Source organism: Bradyrhizobium sp. ARR65 (assembly GCF_000472385.1).
In the GTDB taxonomy this organism is placed as follows: Bacteria; Pseudomonadota; Alphaproteobacteria; order Rhizobiales; family Xanthobacteraceae; genus Bradyrhizobium.
Map to the genome: position 1 here is coordinate 38,673 of NZ_AWZU01000004.1, position 23,132 is coordinate 61,804.

General features: G+C 63.7%; 24 protein-coding genes and 1 pseudogene. 22 read left to right on the forward strand and 3 right to left on the reverse strand.

The features are described from left to right. The first annotated feature begins 90 nt into the window (after positions 1-90). The 18 genes and pseudogenes from F758_RS0106495 (at position 91) to F758_RS0106585 (ending at position 17,505) form a co-directional block, all read left to right on the forward strand. Complete coding sequence (locus F758_RS0106495) at positions 91-576, forward strand: (2Fe-2S)-binding protein (RefSeq protein WP_024507101.1); 486 nt, start codon at positions 91-93, stop codon at positions 574-576. A 34-nt stretch (positions 577-610) separates the two neighbouring features. Continuing rightward, positions 611-1,423, forward strand: a complete 813-nt coding sequence (locus tag F758_RS0106500) for an FAD binding domain-containing protein (RefSeq protein WP_024507102.1) — start codon at positions 611-613, stop codon at positions 1,421-1,423. 37 nt (positions 1,424-1,460) lie between these two features. After that, the gene (locus F758_RS0106505) at positions 1,461-2,369 is read left to right on the forward strand and encodes an AAA family ATPase (protein WP_024507103.1); all 909 of its coding nucleotides are present in this window, start codon (positions 1,461-1,463) and stop codon (positions 2,367-2,369) included. 163 nt (positions 2,370-2,532) lie between these two features. Continuing rightward, positions 2,533-3,732 (forward strand): vWA domain-containing protein, encoded by a 1,200-nt coding sequence (locus F758_RS0106510; protein ID WP_024507104.1) that lies wholly within the window; start codon positions 2,533-2,535, stop codon positions 3,730-3,732. A gap of 11 nt (positions 3,733-3,743) precedes the next feature. Continuing rightward, the gene (locus F758_RS0106515; RefSeq protein WP_024507105.1) at positions 3,744-4,067 is read left to right on the forward strand and encodes an XdhC family protein; all 324 of its coding nucleotides are present in this window, start codon (positions 3,744-3,746) and stop codon (positions 4,065-4,067) included. Positions 4,068-4,070: 3 nt separating this feature from the next. Next, on the forward strand, positions 4,071-4,772 hold the full coding sequence (locus tag F758_RS0106520) for an XdhC family protein (RefSeq protein ID WP_024507106.1): 702 nt from the start codon (positions 4,071-4,073) through the stop codon (positions 4,770-4,772). After that, positions 4,769-6,373 carry an NTP transferase domain-containing protein gene (locus tag F758_RS0106525; RefSeq protein ID WP_024507107.1) on the forward strand — a complete coding sequence of 535 codons (1,605 nt, stop codon included), beginning with the start codon at positions 4,769-4,771 and terminating at the stop codon, positions 6,371-6,373. The genes F758_RS0106520 and F758_RS0106525 overlap by 4 nt, the downstream gene beginning before the upstream one ends. Positions 6,374-6,575: 202 nt before the next feature. Further along, positions 6,576-6,914, forward strand: a pseudogene (locus F758_RS43375) (DUF4189 domain-containing protein). 178 nt (positions 6,915-7,092) lie between these two features. After that, positions 7,093-8,121, forward strand: coding sequence for an alcohol dehydrogenase AdhP (adhP, locus tag F758_RS0106535; protein ID WP_024507108.1), 1,029 nt, complete (start codon positions 7,093-7,095; stop codon positions 8,119-8,121). Between the two features lie 403 nt (positions 8,122-8,524). Continuing rightward, a complete protein-coding gene (locus F758_RS0106545; RefSeq protein ID WP_024507109.1) occupies positions 8,525-9,211 on the forward strand; it encodes a TetR/AcrR family transcriptional regulator in 687 nt (228 codons plus the stop codon). An 11-nt stretch (positions 9,212-9,222) separates the two neighbouring features. Next, positions 9,223-9,993 (forward strand): HlyD family secretion protein, encoded by a 771-nt coding sequence (locus tag F758_RS0106550; RefSeq protein WP_502689127.1) that lies wholly within the window; start codon positions 9,223-9,225, stop codon positions 9,991-9,993. Continuing rightward, entirely contained in the window at positions 9,990-10,928 is a 939-nt protein-coding gene (locus F758_RS0106555; RefSeq protein WP_024507111.1) for an ABC transporter ATP-binding protein, read from the forward strand. Before F758_RS0106550 ends, F758_RS0106555 begins: the two co-directional genes overlap by 4 nt. Next, positions 10,925-12,091 carry an ABC transporter permease gene (locus F758_RS0106560; RefSeq protein ID WP_024507112.1) on the forward strand — a complete coding sequence of 389 codons (1,167 nt, stop codon included), beginning with the start codon at positions 10,925-10,927 and terminating at the stop codon, positions 12,089-12,091. The genes F758_RS0106555 and F758_RS0106560 overlap by 4 nt, the downstream gene beginning before the upstream one ends. A gap of 180 nt (positions 12,092-12,271) precedes the next feature. Further along, complete coding sequence (locus tag F758_RS0106565) at positions 12,272-13,513, forward strand: adenylate/guanylate cyclase domain-containing protein (protein WP_502689125.1); 1,242 nt, start codon at positions 12,272-12,274, stop codon at positions 13,511-13,513. Positions 13,514-13,577: 64 nt separating this feature from the next. Continuing rightward, complete coding sequence (locus F758_RS0106570) at positions 13,578-14,303, forward strand: GntR family transcriptional regulator (RefSeq protein WP_024507114.1); 726 nt, start codon at positions 13,578-13,580, stop codon at positions 14,301-14,303. A gap of 44 nt (positions 14,304-14,347) precedes the next feature. Then, complete coding sequence (locus F758_RS0106575; protein WP_024507115.1) at positions 14,348-15,595, forward strand: MFS transporter; 1,248 nt, start codon at positions 14,348-14,350, stop codon at positions 15,593-15,595. Positions 15,596-15,619: 24 nt separating this feature from the next. After that, positions 15,620-16,525 (forward strand): amidohydrolase family protein, encoded by a 906-nt coding sequence (locus F758_RS0106580; RefSeq protein WP_024507116.1) that lies wholly within the window; start codon positions 15,620-15,622, stop codon positions 16,523-16,525. A 62-nt stretch (positions 16,526-16,587) separates the two neighbouring features. Next, complete coding sequence (locus F758_RS0106585) at positions 16,588-17,505, forward strand: PhzF family phenazine biosynthesis protein (protein WP_024507117.1); 918 nt, start codon at positions 16,588-16,590, stop codon at positions 17,503-17,505. Between the two features lie 89 nt (positions 17,506-17,594). On the opposite strand, the gene F758_RS0106590 is transcribed toward F758_RS0106585, so the two are convergent. The 3 genes from F758_RS0106590 to F758_RS0106600 form a co-directional block, all read right to left on the reverse strand. After that, positions 17,595-18,056: a DUF488 domain-containing protein gene (locus F758_RS0106590; protein ID WP_024507118.1), complete on the reverse strand. Its 462-nt coding sequence runs from the start codon at positions 18,054-18,056 to the stop codon at positions 17,595-17,597. A gap of 8 nt (positions 18,057-18,064) precedes the next feature. Continuing rightward, on the reverse strand, positions 18,065-18,886 hold the full coding sequence (locus F758_RS0106595) for a DUF72 domain-containing protein (protein ID WP_024507119.1): 822 nt from the start codon (positions 18,884-18,886) through the stop codon (positions 18,065-18,067). A gap of 108 nt (positions 18,887-18,994) precedes the next feature. Beyond that, entirely contained in the window at positions 18,995-19,258 is a 264-nt protein-coding gene (locus F758_RS0106600) for a hypothetical protein (protein WP_024507120.1), read from the reverse strand. Positions 19,259-19,380: 122 nt separating this feature from the next. Here F758_RS0106600 and F758_RS0106605 point away from each other — a divergent pair, with 122 nt between their 5' ends. The 4 genes from F758_RS0106605 (at position 19,381) to F758_RS0106620 (ending at position 22,871) form a co-directional block, all read left to right on the forward strand. Continuing rightward, a complete protein-coding gene (locus F758_RS0106605; protein ID WP_024507121.1) occupies positions 19,381-19,737 on the forward strand; it encodes a hypothetical protein in 357 nt (118 codons plus the stop codon). A 58-nt stretch (positions 19,738-19,795) separates the two neighbouring features. Then, positions 19,796-19,987, forward strand: a complete 192-nt coding sequence (locus F758_RS0106610; protein ID WP_024507122.1) for a hypothetical protein — start codon at positions 19,796-19,798, stop codon at positions 19,985-19,987. A gap of 242 nt (positions 19,988-20,229) precedes the next feature. Then, complete coding sequence (locus tag F758_RS0106615) at positions 20,230-21,366, forward strand: glycosyltransferase (RefSeq protein WP_024507123.1); 1,137 nt, start codon at positions 20,230-20,232, stop codon at positions 21,364-21,366. Beyond that, positions 21,363-22,871: a glycosyltransferase family 39 protein gene (locus tag F758_RS0106620; RefSeq protein ID WP_024507124.1), complete on the forward strand. Its 1,509-nt coding sequence runs from the start codon at positions 21,363-21,365 to the stop codon at positions 22,869-22,871. The genes F758_RS0106615 and F758_RS0106620 overlap by 4 nt, the downstream gene beginning before the upstream one ends. The last annotated feature ends 261 nt before the right edge of the window (positions 22,872-23,132 follow it).

Consider the following 23,132-nt stretch of genomic DNA (forward strand, 5'->3'; position numbering starts at 1 on the left):
ATGGGTTTTGAACGATTTTAAGACGACGCTGCCGTGCAATGCGGCAGCGGTAGCTGCGGCCTGCCGCGGCGGCGACAACAGAGAGTGCTGATGGCCAAAATTTCCCTGATCGTGAACGGCAACCCCGTAACCGCCAACGTCGACCCGCGTACGCTGCTCGTGCAATTCCTGCGCGAGAATCTGCGGCTGACCGGCACCCATGTCGGCTGCGACACCTCGCAATGCGGCGCTTGCGTCGTGCATCTCGACGGCAGGGCGGTGAAGTCCTGCACCACGCTCGCGGTGATGGCCGACGGCCATGAGGTGAAGACGATCGAAGGGCTCGCGCCCGATGGCGGGCCGCTGCATCCGATGCAGGAGGCTTTCCGCGAGCACCACGGACTGCAATGCGGCTTCTGCACACCGGGCATGATCATGACCGCGGTCGACATCGTGCATCGCAAGGGCCACGAGCTCTCCGAAGATGTCATTCGCGAGGAGCTCGAAGGCAATCTCTGCCGCTGTACCGGTTATCAGAACATCGTCGCCTCGATCGCCGCCGGCGCCAAGGCGATGGCGAAATCCGATCTCGCATAACAATCACTTTCCGCTTCGCGGGGCATAACATCCCATGTACGAATTCAAATATCATCGTCCCGGCACTGTACGGCAGGCGGCCAATCTGCTCGCCAAGAACGAGGATGCCAAGGTGATCGCCGGCGGCCACACGCTGGTGCCTGTCATGAAGCAGCGGCTGGCGAGCCCGCCGCATCTGGTCGATCTCTCCCATATCGAAGGCCTCAACGGCATCGAGATGAAGGGCCGTTCGCTGGTGATCGGCGCAACCGCTACCCATTTCGACGTCGCCACTTCGCCCACCGTCGGCGAGGCGATTCCCTCGCTTGCGGAGCTCGCCGGCATGATCGGCGATCCCGCGGTGCGCCATCGCGGCACCATCGGCGGTTCGCTCGCCAACAATGACCCCACCGCCGATTACCCGGCGGCCGTCATGGCGCTGGGCGCGACCATCGTCACCAACAAGCGGCGGCTAAAGCCGGAGGAGTTTTTCCAGGGCCTGTTCTCGACCGCGCTGGAGCCGGACGAGATCATCACCAGGGTGATGTTCCCGCTGCCCAAAAAAGCAGCCTATGTGAAATTCCGCAACCAGGCTTCGCGGTATGCGCTGGTCGGTGTCTTCGTCGCCAGGCGTCCGTCGGATGTGCGGGTTGCGGTGACCGGTGCCGGGTCCAACGGCGTGTTCCGCGTCACCGCATTCGAGGAGGCCTTGAAGAAGCGCTTCTCGCCAAAAGTGCTGGAAGGTTTGAATGTGCCGGCGGAAGGACTAAATAGCGATATACATGGCAGCGCAGAGTACCGCGCGCATCTGATCGGGGTGCTGACACGCCGGGCGGTCGAGGCTGCGAACGCGACTGCCAAAGAGTGACACCCGGCCCTCACGGCCCATCAACACTGGCTCATTCATGACGGCATCGGCAATTCCTGCATCCGTCGATGCGATGCTCGACCTCTTGGGAACGCGTGGCTACTTCGCCGAGCGTTCGCTCGCCACGGTGGCTTTCCTTTCGCTCCGCATGGGCCGGCCGCTATTTCTGGAAGGCGAGGCCGGCGTCGGCAAGACTGAGATCGCGAAAGTTTTATCGGCCGCATTGGGGCGCAAGCTGATCCGCCTGCAATGCTATGAAGGTCTGGACGTCGCTTCCGCCGTCTACGAATGGAACACGGCCGCGCAGATGATCGCGATCCGGCTGGCGGAGGCCGCCGGCGAGACCGATCGCGAGCAATTGGGCGCGGACATTTTCGCCGATCGCTATCTGATCAAGCGGCCGCTGCTGCAGGCTCTGGAGCCTGATGTCGCAGGGGCCCCGGTGCTGTTGATCGACGAACTCGACCGCGCGGACGAGGCGTTCGAAGCGTATCTTTTGGAAATCCTTTCGGACTTCCAGGTGACGATCCCCGAATTCGGTACCGTGAAGGCGCCGCATCCGCCGATCGTGATCATCACCTCGAACCGCACCCGCGAAATCCATGACGCGCTCAAGCGGCGCTGCCTCTATCACTGGGTGGACTATCCGTCCGCCGAGCGGGAGCTCGCGATTGTCAAGTCGCGCCTGCCGGGCATCTCCGCAAAGCTCTCCCAGCAGGTGGTGCGTTTCGTGCAGGCGCTGCGTGACCAGGACTTCTACAAGTCGCCGGGTGTCGCCGAGACCATTGATTGGGCCACCGCGCTCACCGAGCTCGATGCGCGTTCGCTCACCCCGCAAGTGGTCGGCGATACCTTGGGCGCGCTCTTGAAATACCAGGACGACATCGCGCGGATGCAGGGCGATGCACTGCAGAAGGTGGTGAAGGAAGCAACGAGCGAGAATTAGAGCGGCGGCGCCGACCAGCATTCGTCATTCCGGGGCGCGCTGAAAGCCCGAACCCGGAATTTAGAGGTTGTGGCGCGAGATTCCGGGTTCATCGCTGGCGCGTCGCCCCGGAATGACGGGGAAATCGAAGCGCCCGGAATGACGAGTGGATAGAATGGTGCCCATGCCCATCGATCATCTCTCACCTCCGACCGGGCAGATCGCTGACAATGTCGTCGGCTTCGCCCGCGCGCTGCGCGCGGCTGGCATTCCGGTCGGGCCCGGTGCCGTGATCGACGCCATGAATGCGCTGCAGCTCATCGACATCGGCAACCGCGCCGACGTGTTCGCGACGCTGGAGGCGATCTTCGTCAAGCGCCATGAGCATGCGCTTATCTTTGCCCAGGCGTTCGACCTGTTTTTCCGCGCCGCCGAGGACTGGAAGCACATGCTGGATTCGGTGCCGCTGCCCGATCACGCCCAGAAGAAGCCGCGGCCGGCCTCGCGCCGCGTGCAGGAAGCGCTGGCGCAGCCCTCGATGCGCGAGGAGGCGCAGGTCCAGGAACAGGATCTGAGGCTTTCAGTCTCCGACAAGGAAGTGCTGCAGAAGAAGGATTTTGCGCAGATGACCGCGGCCGAGATCGCGCAGGCGATGCGGGCCGTGGACCAGATGCGCCTGCCCCAGGCGGAGCTGCGGACGCGCCGCTACCAAGTCGACCCGCGCGGGCTCAAGCTCGACATGCGTCGCACGGTGCGCCGCAGCTTGCGCACCGGCGGCGACATCGTCGACATCCAGCGGCTGGGCCGGATCGAGAAGCCGGCGCCGATCGTCGCGCTGCTCGATATTTCGGGTTCGATGAGCGAGTATACCCGCCTGTTCCTGCATTTCCTGCATGCCATCACCGATGCCCGCAAGCGGGTCTCGGTGTTCCTGTTCGGCACGCGACTCACCAATGTGACCCGGTCCTTGCGTGAGCGCGATCCGGACGAGGCGTTGGCGAGCTGCTCCGCGGCGGTCGAGGACTGGGCCGGGGGCACAAGGATCGCGACCTCGCTTCACACCTTCAACAAATTGTGGGCACGCCGGGTGCTCTCGCAGGGCGCCATCGTGCTCCTGATTTCCGACGGGCTGGAGCGCGAGGCGGATGCCAAGCTCGCCTTCGAGATGGACCGGCTGCACCGCTCCTGCCGCCGGCTGATCTGGCTCAACCCCCTGTTGCGTTTTTCCGGCTTCGAGGCCAAGGCGCAGGGCATCAAAATGATGCTGCCCCACGTTGACGAATTCCGCCCGGTGCATAATTTGAGCTCGATCGAGGCTTTGATCAAAGCCCTGTCGTCCCCAGTGCCGCCGCATCACCGCAGCCTGATCCGTTCCGCAGCCTGATGGAGGTTTTCATGCTCAACCGTGACGAGGATATCCTGAAGGCGGCCGAGGACTGGCAGAAGGCCGGCCACGGCGTTGCGCTCGCAACCGTGGTGGAGACCTGGGGCTCGGCGCCGCGCCCCGCCGGCTCGAGCCTCGTGATCAATGATGACGGCACGTTCCTAGGGTCGGTCTCCGGCGGCTGCGTCGAGGGCGCGGTGGTCACGGAGGCGCTCGACGTCATCACCTCGGGCCAGCCGAGGATGCTGGAGTTCGGCGTGGCCGATGAGACCGCCTGGAATGTCGGCCTGTCCTGCGGCGGCACCATCCGCGTCTTTGTCGAGAAAGTGGGGTAGGCCGTGAAGCTTGCAACCCTTCATGAGCTCAATGCCGAGCGCGCCGCGCGGCGGCCGGTGATCATTGTGACCGATGTCGCCAATGGCGAGCAGCGGCTGGTCAAAGCCGGGGATTTTGCCCGCGATCCGCTTGGAGCTGAGCTCGCAAAGCAGCTTCGCATGGGCAAGAGCGGCATGATCGAGGCCGGCGGCAGGAAGCTGTTCCTCAATGTCTATGCGCCGACAGCAAAACTCGTCATTGTCGGCGCGGTCCATATCAGCCAGGCCTTGGCGCCGCTGGCGCGTTCGCTGGACTATGATGTGACCGTGGTCGATCCGCGCACGGCCTTTGCCAGCCCCGAGCGCTTTCCCGACGTGCCGCTGATCGCGGAATGGCCCGATGTCGCGCTGCCGCCGCTCAACATCGATCCCTACACCGCCTTCGTGGCGCTGACCCACGACCCCAAGATCGACGACCCGGCGCTGCTGCACGCCTTCAAGTGCGACTGCTTCTATATCGGCGCGCTCGGCTCGCGCAAAACCCACGCCAAGCGCGCCGAGCGGCTGCGCGCATTGGGCGCCAACGAGACGGATATTGCGCGCATTCACGCGCCCATCGGCCTGCCGATCGGCGCGGTCTCGCCATCGGAGATCGCGGTTGCGATCATGGCCGAGATCACCGCGCAATTGCGCCTGCCGCCAAAGGAAAAAGAACAAGCCGCATGAAATTCGGGCCTGCCAGTCCAAGAGACGCGGTTGGCGGGGTGACGGTTCACACCCTGCGCCAAGGCTCGCTGCTGCTGAAAAAGGGCACCACGATTGGCGCCACCGAAGTCGAGGCGCTGGAAAGAGCCGGCGTGAAGGAAATCGTCGTGGTGCGGCTGGAGCCGGGCGACGTCTCCGAGGACGAGGCCGCATCCTCGATCGCGAATGCCGTCACCGGCGAGGGCATCAATGTCGAGCGCGCCTTCACCGGCCGCGCCAATTTGTTCGCCGCCCGCCCGGGCGTGCTGGTCATCGACCGTGCCGCGGTCGACCGCATCAACGGCATCGATGAAGCGATCACCTTTGCGACGTTGCCGGCGTTCAAGCCGGTGGTCGAAGGCGAGATGATCGCGACCGTCAAGATCATTCCGTTCGGGGTCGAGGCGAAGTTGCGCGACGCCGCGGTGACGGCTGCGGGCACCGGTGCCCTGCGGATCGCTCCTTACGTCATCAAGCGCGTCGGCGTGGTCTCGACCCTGCTGCCGGGACTGGCGCCGAAGGTGATCGAGAAGACGCTGCGCGTCACCGCCGAACGGTTGGCGCCAGCGGGTGCAACCATCATCGCCGAGCGCCGCGTGCCGCATGATGAGGCGGCGCTCGCCCCCGCTATCAAGGACATGCTGGCGCGGGGCGCCGAGCTTGTGATCGTGTTCGGCGCGTCCGCAATCGCCGACCGGCGCGACGTGATTCCGGCGGCGATCACTGACATTGGCGGCGCCATCGAGCATTTCGGCATGCCGGTCGATCCCGGCAATCTGCTCCTGGTCGGCAGCGCCGATGGCGTGCCGGTGTTGGGCGCGCCGGGCTGCGCCCGCTCGCCGGTCGAAAACGGCTTTGACTGGGTGCTGATGCGCCTGCTCGCCGGCCTCAAGGTCTCGCGCACCGAAATCATGGGCCTCGGCGTCGGCGGTCTGCTCATGGAAATCGTCACGCGCCCGCAGCCGCGCGCGAAATCCGAGACCGAAGGCAATCGCAACGTGGTGGCGGTCGTGCTGGCGGCGGGACGCTCGACCCGGATGGGCGGCCCGAACAAGTTGCTGGCCGAGCTTTCCGGCAAGAAACTGGTGCGGATTGCGACCGAGCAGGCGCTCGCGTCCAAGGCTTCCGAAGTGATCGTGGTCACGGGCCATCAGGCCGAGCTGGTCGAGCAGGCGCTGGCCGGGCTGAAGGTGAAGTTCGTACGAAATGCGGATTTCGCCGGCGGGCTTGCCAGCTCGGTCAAGGCCGGCATTGCCGCCGTGCCGGATAAAGCCGACGGCGCGCTGGTCTGCCTTGGCGACATGCCGCTGATTGATGCCAAGCTGATCGACCGGCTGATCGAGGCGTTCGATCCGGATCGCGGCAATTTGATCGTGGTGCCGGCAGCGGATGGCCGGCGTGGCAACCCTGTGCTGTGGTCACAGCGTTTCTTCGGCGAGCTGTTGACGCTCGATGGCGATGTCGGCGCGCGGCATCTGATCGCAAGGCATGCCGAAGCCGTCGCCGAGGTGCCGGTCGAGGGCGAAAGCGCCTTCCTCGACATCGACACGCCACAGGCGCTGGAAGCGGCTAGGCACGGGTAGCCGCGAATTTGCAGGGTGGGCAAAGGCTGCCCACCGCGTGCCGAACGGTGGCACGCTTGGCTTTGCCCACTCTACGAAAGTCAATTTCAACCTCCCGTTCACCAAGTGGAAACGACCGCTCCGTAAATTTCGCGGCGCTCAAGGGGTTGGGGAGGGGGTCGTGCTCTCGTTCACGGTTGCGCGCGCGCATGTTGCTGCGCGGTTGCTGGCGCTCGCAGTATTGGCAATTCCGACGCCGCTATTGGCCGCGGGCGCATTTGCCATGGGCCAATGCGGCGCTTACGGCCAGGCCTACGATTATGCCGGTGAAGACGCCGCGCGCGCCGCGGCGCTCAAGCAATGCCAGGGCAATTGCGTCGCGGTCACGATGAAGCACGCCTGTGCCGCCTTCTCCATCGACATGAGCAACCCATGTGGCCCGCATGGCTAGGCGGTGCGCCCTAAGATCTCGAGTTCGCTAAACGAAGCGACGCGCGAATGCTATAAATACGGCGGCAAGCAATGCGTGATCCGCGCCTGGGCGTGTGACGGGCGAGGCTGATTTCTTAACGTCATTCCGGGGCGATGCGTAAGCATCGAAGCCGGAATCTCGAGATTCCGGTCTGCGCTTCGCGCATCCGGAATGACGGTACTTACTAGTTCAGCGCAATTGACGTCGCTCAACATCGCCGCTGATCGCAGCCGCTAGCTTGCTCCCTCGCAATCAAGGAGCAAACAACATGGCAACGACAATGAAAGCCGCAGTCGTACGGACCTTCGGCAAGCCGCTTGTGATCGAGGACGTGCCGGTTCCGGTCCCTGGGCCGGGCGAGGTCCTGGTCAAGGTCAAGGCCTGCGGCGTCTGTCACACCGATTTGCACGCGGCTTCCGGCGACTGGCCGGTGAAGCCGGTGCCGCCTTTCATTCCGGGCCATGAGGCAGCCGGCACGGTTGCGGCGCTGGGGCCCGGCGTCACCAATCTGAAGGTCGGCGATGCTGTCGGCGTCGCCTGGCTGCACGACGCCTGCATGGCTTGCGAATATTGCGAGACCGGTTGGGAGACGCTGTGCGAGCATCAGCACAACACCGGCTACAGCGTGAACGGTGGTTTTGCAGAATATGTCATTGCATCCGCGCCCTTTGCCGCGCGTCTGCCTGCCGACGTGGACTTTGCAGGCGTGGCGCCGATCCTCTGCGCCGGCGTGACCACCTACAAGGGATTGAAAGAGACGGAGGCACGGCCCGGCGAATGGGTCGTGATCTCCGGCGTCGGTGGCCTCGGTCACGTCGCCATCCAATATGCCAAGGCGATGGGGCTGAAGGTGGTCGGCGTCGATATCGCCGAGGACAAGCTTGAGCTGGCAAAGGAGGCTGGCGCCGATCATGCCGTCAATGCACTATCCAAGGACGCGGTTGAGAGCGTAGTGCAGGCGACAGGCGGCGGCGCGCATGGCGTGCTGGTGACGGCGGTGTCGACGCCCGCGTTCGGACAAGCGCTGCGTATGGTCCGACGTAAGGGAACAATCAGCCTGGTCGGCCTGCCGCCCGGCGAATTTCCGACGCCGATCTTCGACGTGGTGCTCAAGCGCATCACCGTGCGCGGCTCGATCGTCGGCACAAGACGCGACCTCAACGAGGCCATCGCCTTTGCCGCCGACGGCAAGGTGAAGGCCGAGATCACCAAGGCGCCGCTGTCCGACATCAATGCGATCTTCGACCGCATGAAGGCCGGCAAGATCGACGGCCGCATGGTGCTGGATTTCGGCTAAGGCGTGTGTCTAGCGGTAGCCCGCAGACTATCGCATGTGGGCCTCCGCTGTTCGCGCGCCCGCCGCTTCAAAGAATTCGGTGTCATCCCCAAACTCCATCCTGGGGTTGTGGGTCCCGGCTCGCGCGGAGGCTGTGATCGGGCCACGCTTCGCGCGGACCCGCTAGCTTGCCCGGACGACGCTGTTCTTCTTCGCCATAATGCGATTGCCCGCGGTAGCCCGGGTGGGCGACTGGTCCGCGCTAGCTCAAAGAGCGAAGGCGGAAGCGATCCCGCGCAGATCCTGCATGTCGCTTTCGCACATGCGGACGACGGACTGCGGCTCATCTTGCGAGGCAGGAGTCATCCCGAGTTGCCTGCTGATATCCATTGACATTGACTGACTGGTCAGTCATAACGGGGCCATGTCGGACAGAGCACGAAAGCCAGCGGCGAGCAGGGCGCCTCGCGCCCGCGGACGGATCGCGGCCTCGTCGCCAACAGCGCCGGCAAGCCGCGCCGAGCGTGCGGCCGAACGGCGCGCGGCCATCGTGGACGCTGCACTGGATGAGTTCATCGCGCGCGGTTTCACCGCGACGCGGCTCGACGACGTCGCCAGGCGCGCCGGGGTGGCAAAAGGCACGATCTACCTGCACTTCAAGGACAAGGAGACGCTGTTCGAAGAGCTGGTGCGCACGGCGATCGTCCCGCTGGTGGGGCGGCTCGCCACGTTGCCGCCGCCGACCGGCTCGGTCCGCGACGCGCTCGAAGCGTTTGCGAGGACTTTCATCCAGGAGGTCGCGAGCACGCGACGGGGCGACATCATCCGGCTGATCCTGGCGGAGGGGCCGCGCTTTCCTGCCATTGCCGACTTCTACTATCGCGAGGTGATTTCGCGCGGGCTCGGCGCCATGCGCGCGCTGATCGCGCTCGGCATCAAGCGAGGGGAGATCCGCCAGGCCGCGCTCGCGGATTTCCCGCAGATCGTGGTGGCACCGGCCATCATCGCGGTGATCTGGAAGAGTCTGTTCGACCGCCACGCCCCGCTCGACGCCCACGCGCTGCTGGGCGCCCATCTCGATCTCATTTTCGGCGAACGGAGTGCGCCATGAACGGCCGGGCCATGATACGCGCGGTGGCGGCGCTCGCATTGCTTGCCGCGCTTGCCGGCTGCAACGACAATCGGGATCCCGGTTTCCAGGGCTGGGTCGAGGCCGACATGATCTTTGTCAGCCCCGATGAATTTGGACGGGTGACGAAGCTCAACGTCCGCGAGGGCGACGAGGTCAAGGCCGGCGATCCGCTTTACACCGTCGATGACGATCTGCAGCAGGCCGACCTCAACCAGAACAACGCGACACTGGCGAATGCCAAGCAGACCTATGATCGCGCGCTCGCGCTCTCGAAGACAGGCGCCGGCACGCAGGCAACGCTGGATGCCGCCGTCTCCGCGCTGCGGGTCGCGGAAGCGCATGTCAGGACCTCCGAGACGCGGCTCAAGCGGCGTGAGGGCTTTGCGCCGGTCGCCGGCACCGTGCAGCAGATCTATTTCCGCGAAGGCGAAATGGTGCCGGCACAGCGGCCGGTGTTGTCGATCATGCCGCCAGGCAACATGAAGATCCGCTTTTTCGTCTCCGAAACCGAGTTGCCGAAGCTTGCCATCGGCGATGAGGTGCGCGTCACCTGCGACAATTGTGCCGCCGATCTCACCGCGCGCATCTATTTCATCGCGACCTCGGCGGAATACACCCCGCCGGTGATCTACAGCCTCGATGAACGTCACAAGCTGGTCTACCTGATCCAGGCGCGCCCCTCGCGGCCCGATGCGCTGCGCGTCGGCCAACCGATCAGCGTCTATCTCAACCCCAAGACGCCTATGGCGGAGCAGCGATGAATGGCGCGCCGTCATCCCCGATCGCGATCGACGTCAGGGGCCTGACCAAATCGTTCGGTGGCCGCGAGGTCGTGCATGACCTCTCGATGCAGGTGAGGCGCGGCTCGATCTACGGCTTTCTCGGTCCCAACGGCTCCGGCAAGACTACCACCATCCGGATGCTCTGCGGCCTGCTGACGCCTGATAGCGGCGAGGGCACCTGCTTAGGGTTCGACATCCGCCGCGATGCCGAAAAGATCAAGCGCCGCGTCGGCTACATGACGCAGCGCTTTTCGCTCTATCAGGACCTGTCCGTTCGGGAGAACCTGGAATTCGTGGCGCGGCTCTATGGCGTGCCGGACCCGCGCGGCGCTGCGCGCGAGATGATCAGGCGGCTCGGGCTTAATGGCCGCGAGGCGCAGCTCGCGGGCGAGCTCTCCGGCGGCTGGAAGCAGCGGCTGGCGCTCGGGGCCTGCACGCTGCCCAATCCGCAGCTTCTGCTGCTGGACGAGCCGACCGCCGGCGTCGACCCCAAGGCGAGGCGCGATTTCTGGAACGAGATCCACGCGCTGGCGGCCGAAGGGCTGACCGTGCTGGTCTCGACCCATTACATGGACGAAGCCGAACGCTGTCATGAAATCGCGTATATCGCCTATGGCCATCTGCTCACGCATGGCACGGTGGAGCAGGTGATCGCGAAATCGGCGCTCACCACCTACACCGTAGCCGGCGACGATCTGAATGGTCTGTCGGCGGCGCTCGCAGGCCAACCCGGCGTCGACATGGTCGCGCCGTTCGGCAATTCCCTGCACGTCTCCGGGCGCGACAAGGCTGCGCTGGAGACGAGTATCGCACCCTGGCGCGAGAAGGAGGGACTGCATTGGCAGTTCTCCGCGCCGTCTCTGGAAGACGTATTCATCGAGCTCATGAACCGCTCCAAGGATAATTTCCAATGAGCGCCGTCGACACATCCGCGCCTGCCGCCGAAATCCGCGAGCCGTCTTTCGGCTTCTGGCGGCGCGCTTACGCCATGGTGGTGAAGGAGTTCATCCAGCTCCGTCGCGACCGGGTATCGTTCGCGATGATCGTGATGATCCCGGTAATGCAGCTCCTGCTGTTCGGCTATGCCATCAATACCACGCCGCACAATCTGCCGACCGCGGTGCTGCTGCAGGAAGACACCGATCTCGGCCGCTCCATCCTGAAGGCACTGGAAAACACCGCTTATTTCCGTTTCGTCCGCGAAGTGCATGATGTCGATGAGTTCGACAACCTGCTCAAATCCGGCAAGGTGCTGTTCGGCGTCGAAATTCCGCGCGGCTTCGAGCGCGCGGTGCGCCGTGGCGACAAGCCGGCGCTTCTCGTGGCGGCCGATGCGACCGATCCGGTGGCCGCAAGCTCGGCGCTGTCCTCGCTCAGCGTGCTCGTGCAGACCGCGCTCGAGCACGACCTTTTCATCGGCGATCCGCCCTCGCTACCGTTCGAGATCCGGGCGCATGCCCGCTACAATCCGGCCGCATCCTCGCGGCTCAACATCGTGCCGGGCCTGGTCGGCACCATCCTCACCATGACGATGCTGATCTTCACCGCGCTGTCGGTGACACGCGAAATCGAGCGCGGCACCATGGAGAGCCTGCTTTCGATGCCGATCAAGCCGGTCGAGGTGATGTTCGGCAAGATCATCCCTTACGTGGTTGTCGGCTTTCTGCAGGCCGCGATCATCGTCTCCATCGGCATCTTCCTGTTCGGCGTGCCCGTCTTCGGCAGCCTGCTTCTGCTGGCGCTGCTCTCGACGCTCTTCATCACCACCAACCTTGCTATCGGCTACACCTTCTCGACGCTGGCGCAGAACCAGTTGCAGGCGATGCAGCTATCGATCATGTTCTTCCTGCCTTCGATCCTCTTGTCTGGTTTCATGTTCCCCTTCTTAGGGATGCCGGTGTGGGCGCAATATGTCGGCGAATGCCTGCCGCTCACGCATTATCTGCGCATCGTCCGCGCCATCATGCTGAAGGGCTCGACGCTGCAAAACCTGCAGTATGATACGCTCGCATTGTTTGGCTTGATGCTATTGGCGATGACAATCGCCGTGACTCGGTTCCGCCGCACCTTGGATTGAGGCAGAATTACTCTCGTCATTCCGGGGCGATGGGACAGCATCGAACCCGGAAGCTCGAAATTCCGGGTTCACGCTTCGCGTGCCCCGGAATGACAGGGGCATCTCATGGGCGCATTAGCTGACTTATGGCGACGCACAAGGAGTGGATCATCGGTCTCAGCCGATTTCGAGCACGCGCTGATGCGCGAGGTGATGGCGTCCGAGCTGCTCCGCGTCAAGGCGCTGATCATCACCGCCGCGATTCTCGTGGTTGTGATCGGGACCACCTATTACTTCGAGGAGGCCGCAATCGAGCGTCTCTGGCGGGGCGGAATGCGGCCGATTTACATCTATGAAATTCTGCTGCCGTTCATCCTGTTCGAACTGTGGGTCTACACCGCGATCCGGCGGCACATGAACAAGGATCGCGATCTGCCGATCTATCGACGCTATCTCGGCGCGCTGATCGAAACCTCCATGCCGACCGTTGCGCTGATGCTGCACATCCAGAACATGGGCACGATCAAGGCGCTCGGCTTCGTCGGGCCGCTCGCCTATTGCATCTTCATCGTGCTCTCGACGCTGCGGCTGGATTTCTGGCTTTCGGCGTTTACCGGACTTGTCGCGGCGGTCGAGATGTTCTGTGTCGCGGTGTTCTTTCATCCGCCCGTCGCGTCCGATCCCGTTCCGGATCTCTACTATCATGGAGCTCGCAGCATACTCGTTCTGATTCTCGGCGTGCTCGCCGGGGCCGTCGGGCTGCAGCTCAGGCGCAGTTTTGCCGCGAGCATTCGCGCGGCAACCGCGCGCGATCGCATCACCGATTTGTTCGGCCAGCATGTTTCGCCGCAAGTGGTCGAACGCCTGATGGCAGAGGGCGCGAGCACTCAAAGCGATATCCGCCGGGTTGCCGTGATGTTCGTCGATTTCCGCAGCTTTACCGCGTCTGCCCGCTCACGCTCGCCGCAGGAAGTGGTCGATCGCCTGGACGGCGCCTTTGCCGTGCTGGTGGACGTTCTCGATCGCCATGGCGGCATCGTGAACAAGTTTTTGGGCGACGGATTTCTGGCGCTGTTCGGCGCGCCGCTCGATGCGGCCGATGCCGCGCACCGGGCCGTCGCCGCGGCCCGCGACATGCTGGTTGCGATGGAGCGCATCAATGCCGGCTCCGACTGGAAGCTCCGGATCGGCATCGGCATCCATTTCGGCGAGGTGGTCGCCGGCAATATCGGCTCGCCGCGACGCAAGGAATATACCGTGATTGGTGATACCGTGAATTTCGCCTCGCGCCTGGAGGCACTGAACAAGGATTTCGGCTCCCAGCTTCTGATTTCCGCCGCGGTGCGCGAGGCGCTGGGCGCGGACTGCGGGGACGCCGTCCCCTTGGGCGAGGTGCCGATCCGCGGCTACGAGCAACCCATGACCGTCTGGCAATTGGGGTAGGGCGGGCTGGCCCACTCGCAGTCGTAGTCTTGACGCGCTTTCATATAGTCATCTATATGACTATATGAGCATGCTCGACCAGCGCCTCCCCCGTTATCAGAGACTGCGGGACGACCTCGCGAGTCGGATCAACCGCCGGGAACTGCGTCCGGGCGATTCGATCCCGTCGGAGGCTGAGCTTGCCGCCCAGCACGGTGTCGCCATCGGCACCGTCCGCAAGGCGATCGATCAGCTCGTCGCCGATGGCGTCCTGGAGCGTCAGCAGGGCCGAGGCACCTTCGTCCGTCGCGCCCGCTTCAATTCCTCGCTGTTTCGCTTCTTCCGTTTCCAGTCCGAAAGCGGTGAGCGCCGCATTCCGCAAAGCCGCATCCTGCGGCGCGACGTCGTCGCCGCGCCGTCCGCGGTGGCGTCCGCCTTGCGGATTGCGAGCGGCGAGCCCGTGATCAGCCTGTCGCGCCTGCGGCTGATCGATGGCGAACCGTTGCTTGCGGAAGAAATCTGGCTGGAGAAATCGCGCTTCGAAGCGGTACTCGACATTGCGCCTGAGGATTTCGGCGATCTGCTCTACCCGCTTTATGAAGAGCGCTGTGACCAGGTGGTGGTCTCCGCCGACGAGAACTTAAGCGTCGAAATCGCGACCGACATGCAGGCGCAGCTCCTGCATCTGGAGAAGGGTGCGCCCCTGATCGTCATCGAGCGGCTCGCCTTCGATCTCGAACGCAGGCCGATCGAATGGCGCCGCTCGCGCGGCCCCGCGAAGCGGTTTCGCTATCACGTCGAAATCCGCTGAGTTCAAGCGCTCACAACGACAACAACACGGCAGAGAGGAAACAAATGGCCAACTGGTACAGCGAGACTACGCTGCTGGAGCGGCGCACGTTCTGGGCGAGTTTTGGCGGCTGGGCGCTGGATGCGCTCGATGTGCAGATGTTCTCGCTCGCGATCCCCGCCCTGATCGCGTCGTTCGGCATCAGCAAGGCGGAAGCGGGACTGCTGGGCTCGATCACGTTGTTCTTCGGCGCGATCGGCGGCTGGGTCGGCGGCGCGCTGGGCGATCGTTTCGGGCGGGTGAAGGCGCTGCAGATCACGATCGCGACCTTTGCGCTTGCGACCTTCGCCTCGGCCTTCGCGATGAGCTACGGCCAGCTTGTGTTCCTCAAGGCGATCCAGGGACTGGGGTTCGGCGCGGAATGGGCCTGCGGCGCGGTGCTGATGGCCGAGATCATTCGTCCCGAACATCGCGGCAAGGCATTGGGCGCAGTGCAGAGCGCCTGGGCCGTCGGTTGGGGTGCCGCGGTTGTCCTTTCCGCGCTTGTCTTCACCTATGCGCCGGCTGAGATCGGCTGGCGCATTCTGTTCGCGCTGGGGCTCCTGCCGGCGCTGTTGATCCTGTTCATTCGCCGCGGGCTGAAGGAGCCGGCGCGGCTCGACAAGACTGAGGCGCGGCCCGCGCTGTTGGCGACTCTGTCGGGCATTTTTCACGCAGATGTGCTGCGTTCGACCTTGATCGGCGGTTTGTTCGGCATTGGCGCCCATGGTGGCTACGCGGCATTGACGACCTTCCTGCCGACTTACTTGCGCGAAGTTCGGCATCTCTCCGTGCTCGGCTCCAGCGCCTATCTTGCCGTGATCATCTTCGCCTTCTTCTGCGGCTGCGTCGTCAGCGGCATCTTGAGCGACCGGTTCGGACGGCGCGCCAATGTCACCTTTTTCGCGGCCGCGTGTATCGCGACCGTGCTCGCCTATATCTTCGCGCCACTGTCGAACGCGGAAATGCTCGTGCTCGGTTTTCCGCTCGGCTTCTTCTCGGCAGGCATTCCCGCCAGCATGGCCGCGCTGTTCAGCGAGCTCTATCCGGCCGGCGTGCGCGGCACCGGTGTCGGCTTCTGCTACAATTTCGGGCGCGTCGTCTCCGCTGCGTTTCCGTTCCTGGTTGGCTTTCTCGCCGATCGGATCGGGCTTGGCCCCGCAATCGGCATCGACGCCGCCTTTGCCTATTCGCTTGTATTGCTCGCGGTCTTAATGCTGCCGGAGACGCGCGGAAAAGCGTTTGAAAAAGAAGCTGTGGCCACGCGCGCTTAATTCACAAGAAATCTGGAGGAACAGATGAGAGTGTCGGAGCGTGGCCTCACGCGACGTAGATTTTGCGCCGCCGGTGCCGCATTGGTGTCGTTGGTCGGATCAGGAACGAGGGTTTTGGGCGAGGTGAAGACACCGCAATTGGCTATCGATACGCATGCTCACGTCTTTCATCGCGGTCTGAAGCTGGCTGCTGGCCGGCGCTATGCGCCCGACTACGACGCGCCGCTTGAACTTTACCTGCAACAGCTCGACGCGAACAGCATGACCAACGGGGTGCTGGTGCAGCCGAGCTTTCTCGGCACCGACAATTCCTATCTGCTCGAATGTTTGAAGCAGGCGCAGGGCAGGCTGCGCGGCATCGCCGTGGTCGATTCTTCGGTCTCCTCGCAGGAGATCATCGCGCTGGAGAAGGCCGGCGTTGTCGGCATCCGTCTCAATCTGGTTGGACAACCGCTGCCCGATTTCTCGGCATCCGAATGGAAGGCGCTGCTGGCCCTCGTGAAATCCGCAAACTGGCAGGTCGAGGTACAGCGCAACGCCTCTGATCTCGCGAGCCTGACGCCAAAGCTTCTCGACGCCGGCGTCAATGTCGTGCTGGATCATTATGCGCTACCTGATCCCAAGCTCGGCGTGGACGATCCGGCGTTCCAGGATGTCCTGAAGCTCGGCGCCTCAGGCCGGGTTTGGGTGAAGATTTCCGCACCCTATCGCAACGGACCGCAGGGCCAAGCATTTGCCAAGCAGGCTTATCCGTTGCTGCGTGCGAGTTTCGGCCCCGACCGACTGCTGTGGGGCAGCGACTGGCCGCACACCCAGTTTGAGGCATCGGAGAGCTACGGGAAGAATCGGCGATTCCTGAATGAGCTCGTGACCGACGAGCGCGAGCGCGCCGACGTGCTGATTGCACCGAGAGCATTGTTTCGCTTCTAGGGCGCGCTAGGGTCATGGTATTGCTGCTTGCCAATGACTCCGGCGATATCAATGAGGGCAGCATGCAGCGGCGCTACATCACTGTCGACGTCTTCACCGATCGCGCGTTCGGCGGCAATCCGCTGGCCGTGGTGCTCGATCCGCAGGGTCTTTCGACCGCGCAGATGCAGGCCATTGCGGCCGAGTTCAACTATTCCGAGACCACCTTCGTGCTGCCGCCGCGCGAAGCTGGGCATGACGCGGAGGTGCGGATATTCACCGTGCGATCGGAGATTCCGTTCGCGGGCCATCCCAATGTCGGCACAGCATTCGTACTGGCCTCGCAAGCGGCGCAAACGCCGCCCCGGTTGCAGTTCGAGGAGAAAGCCGGGCTGGTGCCGGTCGAAATCCTGCAGGAGCAGGGCAGGGTCATCGGCGCTGAATTGACAGCGCCGCAACCGCTGAAGCGGCTTTCAGAGGTGAGCGTCGAGCAGGCGGCCGCCTGCCTTTCGCTCTCGCCTGGCGAGATCAAGACCGATCGGCACGGGCCGCACATCATTTCTGTCGGCCTGCCGTTCCTCGCCGTGGAGCTTGTCTCGCGGGAGGCGTTGCGGCGCGCGAGGCCCAATGCTGATGCGTTCGCGCGCACGTTTCCGCTCGACAACAGCGATGCGATCTACTTCTACACGCGCGATGTGCCTGCAAGCGAGCAGCCATGCGAGCTGCAGGCGCGGATGTTTCATCCCGGCGCGAGCGGCCTCTCCGAAGATCCCGCGACCGGCAGCGCCACCGCGGCCGCTGCGGCGCTGCTCGCTGAACTCGACGCAAAGCAGGACGGCGAGTTGCGGCTGACGATCGGGCAAGGCTTTGATTTGGGACGGCCGAGCCTGTTGTTGACGCGTGTGATCAGGGAGAACGGCAAGATCGTCTCCGTCCATGTCGGCGGCCGCTGCGCGCCGATGATGCAGGGGACGCTGTGGTTGGAAGGGGATAGCCGCTAACTGCTCGGTCATTCCGGGCGATGCACTGGCATCGAATCCGGAAATCTCGAGATTCCGGGTTCGCCTCGTCGAAGCCGAATGACGGGGGGTCAGACCAATGGCGGCGCCAAATTCTCTGTTCTGACCCCCTCGCGCTCCTCGATGATTTCCGCGATCATCTGCCGGTGGCAATGGCGGTGGTCGCGCTCGTAGCAGAGCAGGCACACCGGGCCTGCCTTCTTCACCAAGGCTGACAGCTCCTCCAATTCGTGCCGCGCCTCCGGCTTCTTCAGATGCGCGGAATAGATCTTCTCCAGCTCCGGGTAATTGCCGCTGCGCGCAGCTTGCCGGCCCTCTTTCGGCGTACCCAATGCCTTGAGATGAATATAGGCGATGCCGCGCTCGTCGAGCCCGGCGGCGAGCTGGTTCTTGGAAAAACCGGGACGGCGGGAGGAGGTCACCGCGCGGACATCGACCAGAAGCTTGACGCCGGCGTGTTGCAGCTCATCCAGCACCGCCTTTTGCGGCGTCTGCTCATAGCCGATCGTGAAGAGTTTTGTCGCTTTGGCCATGAATGCTTTCACTTCACGCGTTCGATCAGCTCCATCGCGCCGGCCGGCGCGCGCACCTTGCCTTCGTGGATGACGTAAGCGAACACGTCGCGCGGCTTCTTCTCGGGCTTGCCCGAGTCAACGCGCGGCAAATCGTCCGGTTCGCCGCCGGCAGCCCAAAGCTGCAGGCGCTTGGCCCAGGCATCAAGCTGTTTCGGCGGATAGCAGGTCTTCAACTCGTCGTTGCCCTTCTGCAGCCGCGCATAGACGAAGTCGCCGACCACGTCGGCAATCCCTGGATAGGTGGCGTGCTCGGCGAATACCACGGGGATGCCGAATTGCCGCAACAGCGCGATGAAAGCCGGCGCGCGGAAACTGTCATGACGCACTTCGACGACATGGCGCAGCGTGCGGCCATTCATTTCGCGCGGCAACAATTCCAGAAACTTGCCGAAATCCGCCTCATCGAATTTCTTGGTCGGCGCGAATTGCCAGAGCACGGGACCCAGGCGGTCCCCGAGCTCCAGCACGCCGGTGTTATAAAAGTGCTTGATGGAATCGCCGGCTTCCGCCAGCACGCGGCGGTTGGTGGCAAAGCGCGGGCCCTTCACCGAGAACACAAAGCCGTCAGGCACCTCGCGTGCCCATTTGCGAAAGCTCTCCGGCTTCTGCGAGCCGTAATAGGTGCCGTTGATCTCGATCGAGGTCAGTTTCGAGGCGGCGTATTCGAGCTCCTTCGCCTGAGGCCATTTTTCCGGATAGAAGACGCCCCGCCAGGGGGCGAAGGTCCAGCCACCGACGCCGATATAGATTTGACCCGATTTTTTTGCAGCGGTTGAGGATTTGGCCACGCGAGTCTCATTTCCGAAAGGCGGGAATGCTTGCCGGAAAGACTATTCAAATTGACCGGCATTGACCAGTTCGCGAAAAGCCGCCCTTTCGCAACCGCTTGTGCTGCTTCAACGATGGTGGCGGGGGTGATGCCGATGCGGATAATAGGGCCGGTCCGGCATTGGCGCCGCGTAAGCGCCCGGGGGGCCAGCCGGCCCATAGCTGCCTGGGTAGAGCGGGTTGCCGGGGCCGTAATTCTGGCAGTTGGCGTTCGGATAGTACTGGGCGCAATAGCCGGGATCCTCGACCACAGCCTGCGCGCGGGCCTCACCCGAGAATCCGGCCGCGAGCAGCACAGCGCCCATCACCGCATTTCTGATCAAGAACGACATTTCCGTTGATCCTTTCCATGGAACACCGCTTCCGGCCGCCTATTCCGCGCGGCGGTTCAAACCGTCATGCGCTTAACGGCCTGCGAAGTTCAAGCTAAGATGCCGTGAACAAGGAGAAGAAGATGCGGATGATGTTGGCTGTCGCGCTAACGCTGGCCGCCTCGCAGGCGCTTGCGGACGAGGTGGAGGACGCGCACAAGCTGGCGCTGCAGGGGCGGGACTCCTATTGGCATTGCCTGGCGCGCGAATATTCCCGCCTCGACGTCAAAGGCATGTCCGCGGCAGATTTCACCGCCGACGTCGCGAGTGCCTGTCCCTCCGAACGGCAGAATTTTCGGGTGAGGCTTTTGGATTACCTGAGCCTGCAGTTCCCAGGTGCGGAGTCGGACTCCAATCTCAGCACCGCAAATCGCGCCATTGAGCTTGCGCAAAAGGATGTTGTGACAGCCTTTGTCCATCGCAAAGGGACAGCCAACTAGCAGTTGATAGGGCGCCGTTCCGTGCTATCAATCGGCTGGCGCCAGGGGGAAGGTGAGTATGACTTCTCAATCATTCGCGGGCCTGTTGGGCACGATCGTCGCGATCGTTGCGCTGGCTGCTGCGGTCTATTATGGGCCGATCGGTCAATTCGGCAAACCGCCCAAACCCGCACCGGTCGCGCAACCGGCAGAGCCGGCTCCTGCGGCGCCACCTCCGCGGGGACCAGTGGTCCGGGAGGTTCCGAATTAGCGGGGCACTCTTGCGGAACGCAGTCAGGGTTCCTATTTGGTGGTCAACGGCGACGTTGACGCTCTGAACCCACGGGCTCCGTCGCCGGGCGACCACGAAATAGCGAGGCAGCGCCGGATGTACGCGCGCCTGTTATTCGTGGTCGTGGCGTTTTCTCCACGGCTTTTGCGCAGGTCACGGCGGTTTTCCCGGGGCGATCCGGCTTGGCATCACCTGATGCGGCAGATATACGCTTCCCCCGCATGAACGAAATCCTCAGACCGACCACCGAAAGCTCGCCGGCCGTCGTCGCGGGCCTGCCGGTTCTTTCCGTCGTCGTCCCCACCTTCAACGAGCGCGATAACGTCATCAAGCTGTTCGAGAAGCTGCAGGCGACGCTGAAGGGCATTGCCTGGGAGGTCGTTTATGTCGACGACAATTCGCCTGACGGCACCTGGGACGTGGTGCGGGAGCTCGCGCGCCGCGATGGAAGAGTGCGCTGCATTCGCCGGATCGGGCGGCGCGGCCTCTCCGGAGCCTGCATCGAGGGGATTTTGGCCTCCTGTGCGCCCTATGCCGCGGTGATGGATGCCGATCTGCAGCATGACGAGACGCAGCTCCCGAAGATGCTCTCGTTGTTGCAGAGCGGAGCTGCGGAACTGGTGGTCGGCAGCCGGTATATTGAGGGGGGGAGCGCCGACAGTTTCAACAAGCAGCGTGCCAGCGCCAGCGCATTCGCAACCGAAGTGGCAAAGCGGGTGCTGGGCGTGGCGATCGCCGATCCCATGAGCGGCTTTTTCATGATCCGCCGCGACCGCTTCGAGCAGCTCGCGCCGCAACTCTCCACGCAAGGTTTCAAGATTCTGCTCGACATCGTCGCAACTGCGCATGGCAAGCTAAAAGCGGTCGAGATCCCCTACAGGTTCGGCTCGCGGCTGCACGGCGAGAGCAAGCTCGATTCCATGGTGGCGCTGGATTTCCTCGGGCTGGTGCTTGCCAAACTGACCAACGATGCGGTGTCGTTGCGCTTCCTTCTGTTCGCGATGGTCGGCGGCACCGGCCTGTTCGTGCATCTCGGTACGTTGTTCATTGCGTTGAGGGTTTTCGAGCTGCCATTTGCGGAAGCCCAGGCCTCCGGCGCGTTTGTGGCGATGACCTCCAATTTCATTTTGAACAATTTTCTGACCTATCGCGACCAGCGGCTGAAGGGCTTTGCCATCCTCCGCGGCCTGATCGCGTTCTACCTCGTCTGCAGCGTCGGCCTGTTCGCCAATGTCGGCGTGGCGTTCTCGGTTTATGACCAGGAGCCGATCTGGTGGCTCGCCGGTGCCGCGGGGGCGTTAATGGGCGTGGTCTGGAATTACGCAATGTCCGGACTGTTTGTCTGGCGCAAGCGATGAATCCCGACGATCGGCAGCTCGTCCGCAATACGGCTGTCACGATCCTCGCGCTCACGGCATTGCGGCTGGTGGCCGCGGCCTGGACGCCGATCACTTTCGATGAGGCCTATTACTGGCTGTGGTCCAAGCACCTGGCCGGTGGCTACTATGACCATCCGCCGATGGTGGCGCTGGTCATCCGCGCCGGCACGATGATCGCGGGCGACACCGAATTCGGCGTCCGGCTGGTCTCGGTGCTGCTGGCGCTGCCGATGAGCTATGCCATCTACCGCACCGCGTCGATCCTGTTCGGCGGTGTGCGGATCGCGGCGACCGCGGCGCTGCTGCTCAATGCCACGCTGATCGTGTCGGTGGGCACCATGATCGTCACACCGGATGCGCCGCTCCTGGTTGCCTCGAGCTTTGTATTGTTCTTCCTGGCCAAGCTCTTGGAGAGCGCGCGCGGCGTCTGGTGGCTCGCGGTCGGCGCGGCAGTGGGCACGGCACTGCTGTCGAAATATACGGCACTGTTCTTCGGCCCGGCCGTCCTGATCTGGCTCTTGATCGTTCCGAAGCAGCGGCACTGGCTGTTCACGCCCTGGCCCTATCTGGGCGGACTCGTCGCGCTTCTCTTCTTTGCGCCCGTGATCCTGTGGAACGCGGATCACCAGTGGGTCTCCTTCATCAAGCAGATGACGGGGCGCGCGCGCATCGAGGATTTCCGTCCCGGCTATATCGCCGAACTGGTTCCAACCCAGTTCGCGTTCGCAACGCCGCTCGTCTTCATCCTTGGCGTGATGGGGCTGGATGCGCTGATCTGGCGCAAGGCGGGCACTTCGCCGGCGCGCGCGCTGGTGAATTGCATGTTCTGGACGATCACGCTCTACTTCGTCTGGCATTCGCTGCACGCTCGCGTCGAGGCCAACTGGTTCGCGCCGGTCTATCCCGCCTTTGTCATCGCGGCCGCGATGGCCGCGCATCTGGCAAGCTGGGAGGGGTGGCGGCGGCGGCTCGCCGATGTCTGCCTGCGGTGGGCCGCGCCGGTCGGCATCACCATGTTCGCGCTGCTGATCGTGCAGGCCAACACCGGCATTTTGAGCGGCTACCGGCGCGATGCCACGGTGCGCAGCGTCGGCGTCGGCTGGCGCGACCTGGCAGGCGAGATCGAAGCGGTTCGCGCCCGTGTCGGCGCGACCTGCATCCTGGTGCCGGACTACGGCACGACGGGCTGGCTCACCTTCTACTTGCCGCCGGGCACCTGCATCGTGCAGCCGATCCAGCGCATCCGTTGGGTCAACATGCCGGAGCCGGATGCGGCCAAGCTCGCCGGTCCCTTGCTCTATGTCGACGAAGTGCGGCCGATGCAGCCGCCGTACCTGAAAGACCGGTTCGGCAGCATCCAACGCGTCGCCGAATTGCCGCGCAAGCGCGGACCGCTGGTGATCGAGACCTATGCGCTCGATCTCTTGCGCAACCCGAAGGGCGACGTGCTCGACCGCTCGCCGCCGCCGGAGCTGTCGCCGTAAGCGCAGGCGCGTAGTCCGCGCGATCCACGCAGGACGCATCTACGAGCGCGCGTTACCATTTGCCGCCTGCTCTCCAGCTCCATGCGCGACGGACGCAAGCTGTCTCACGTGAGGACCTTTTCGGTGCGTCACGTTCTGGTTCTGTCCAAATCTGATCTTAAAAAAGCCATGCGTGGCAGGCACTTCCTGCAGTTATGGGGCTCCCTCCTGATTAATCCGCATTTAACTAAAAGTCGCCTTAATGACGCTTTGCGCCGATGC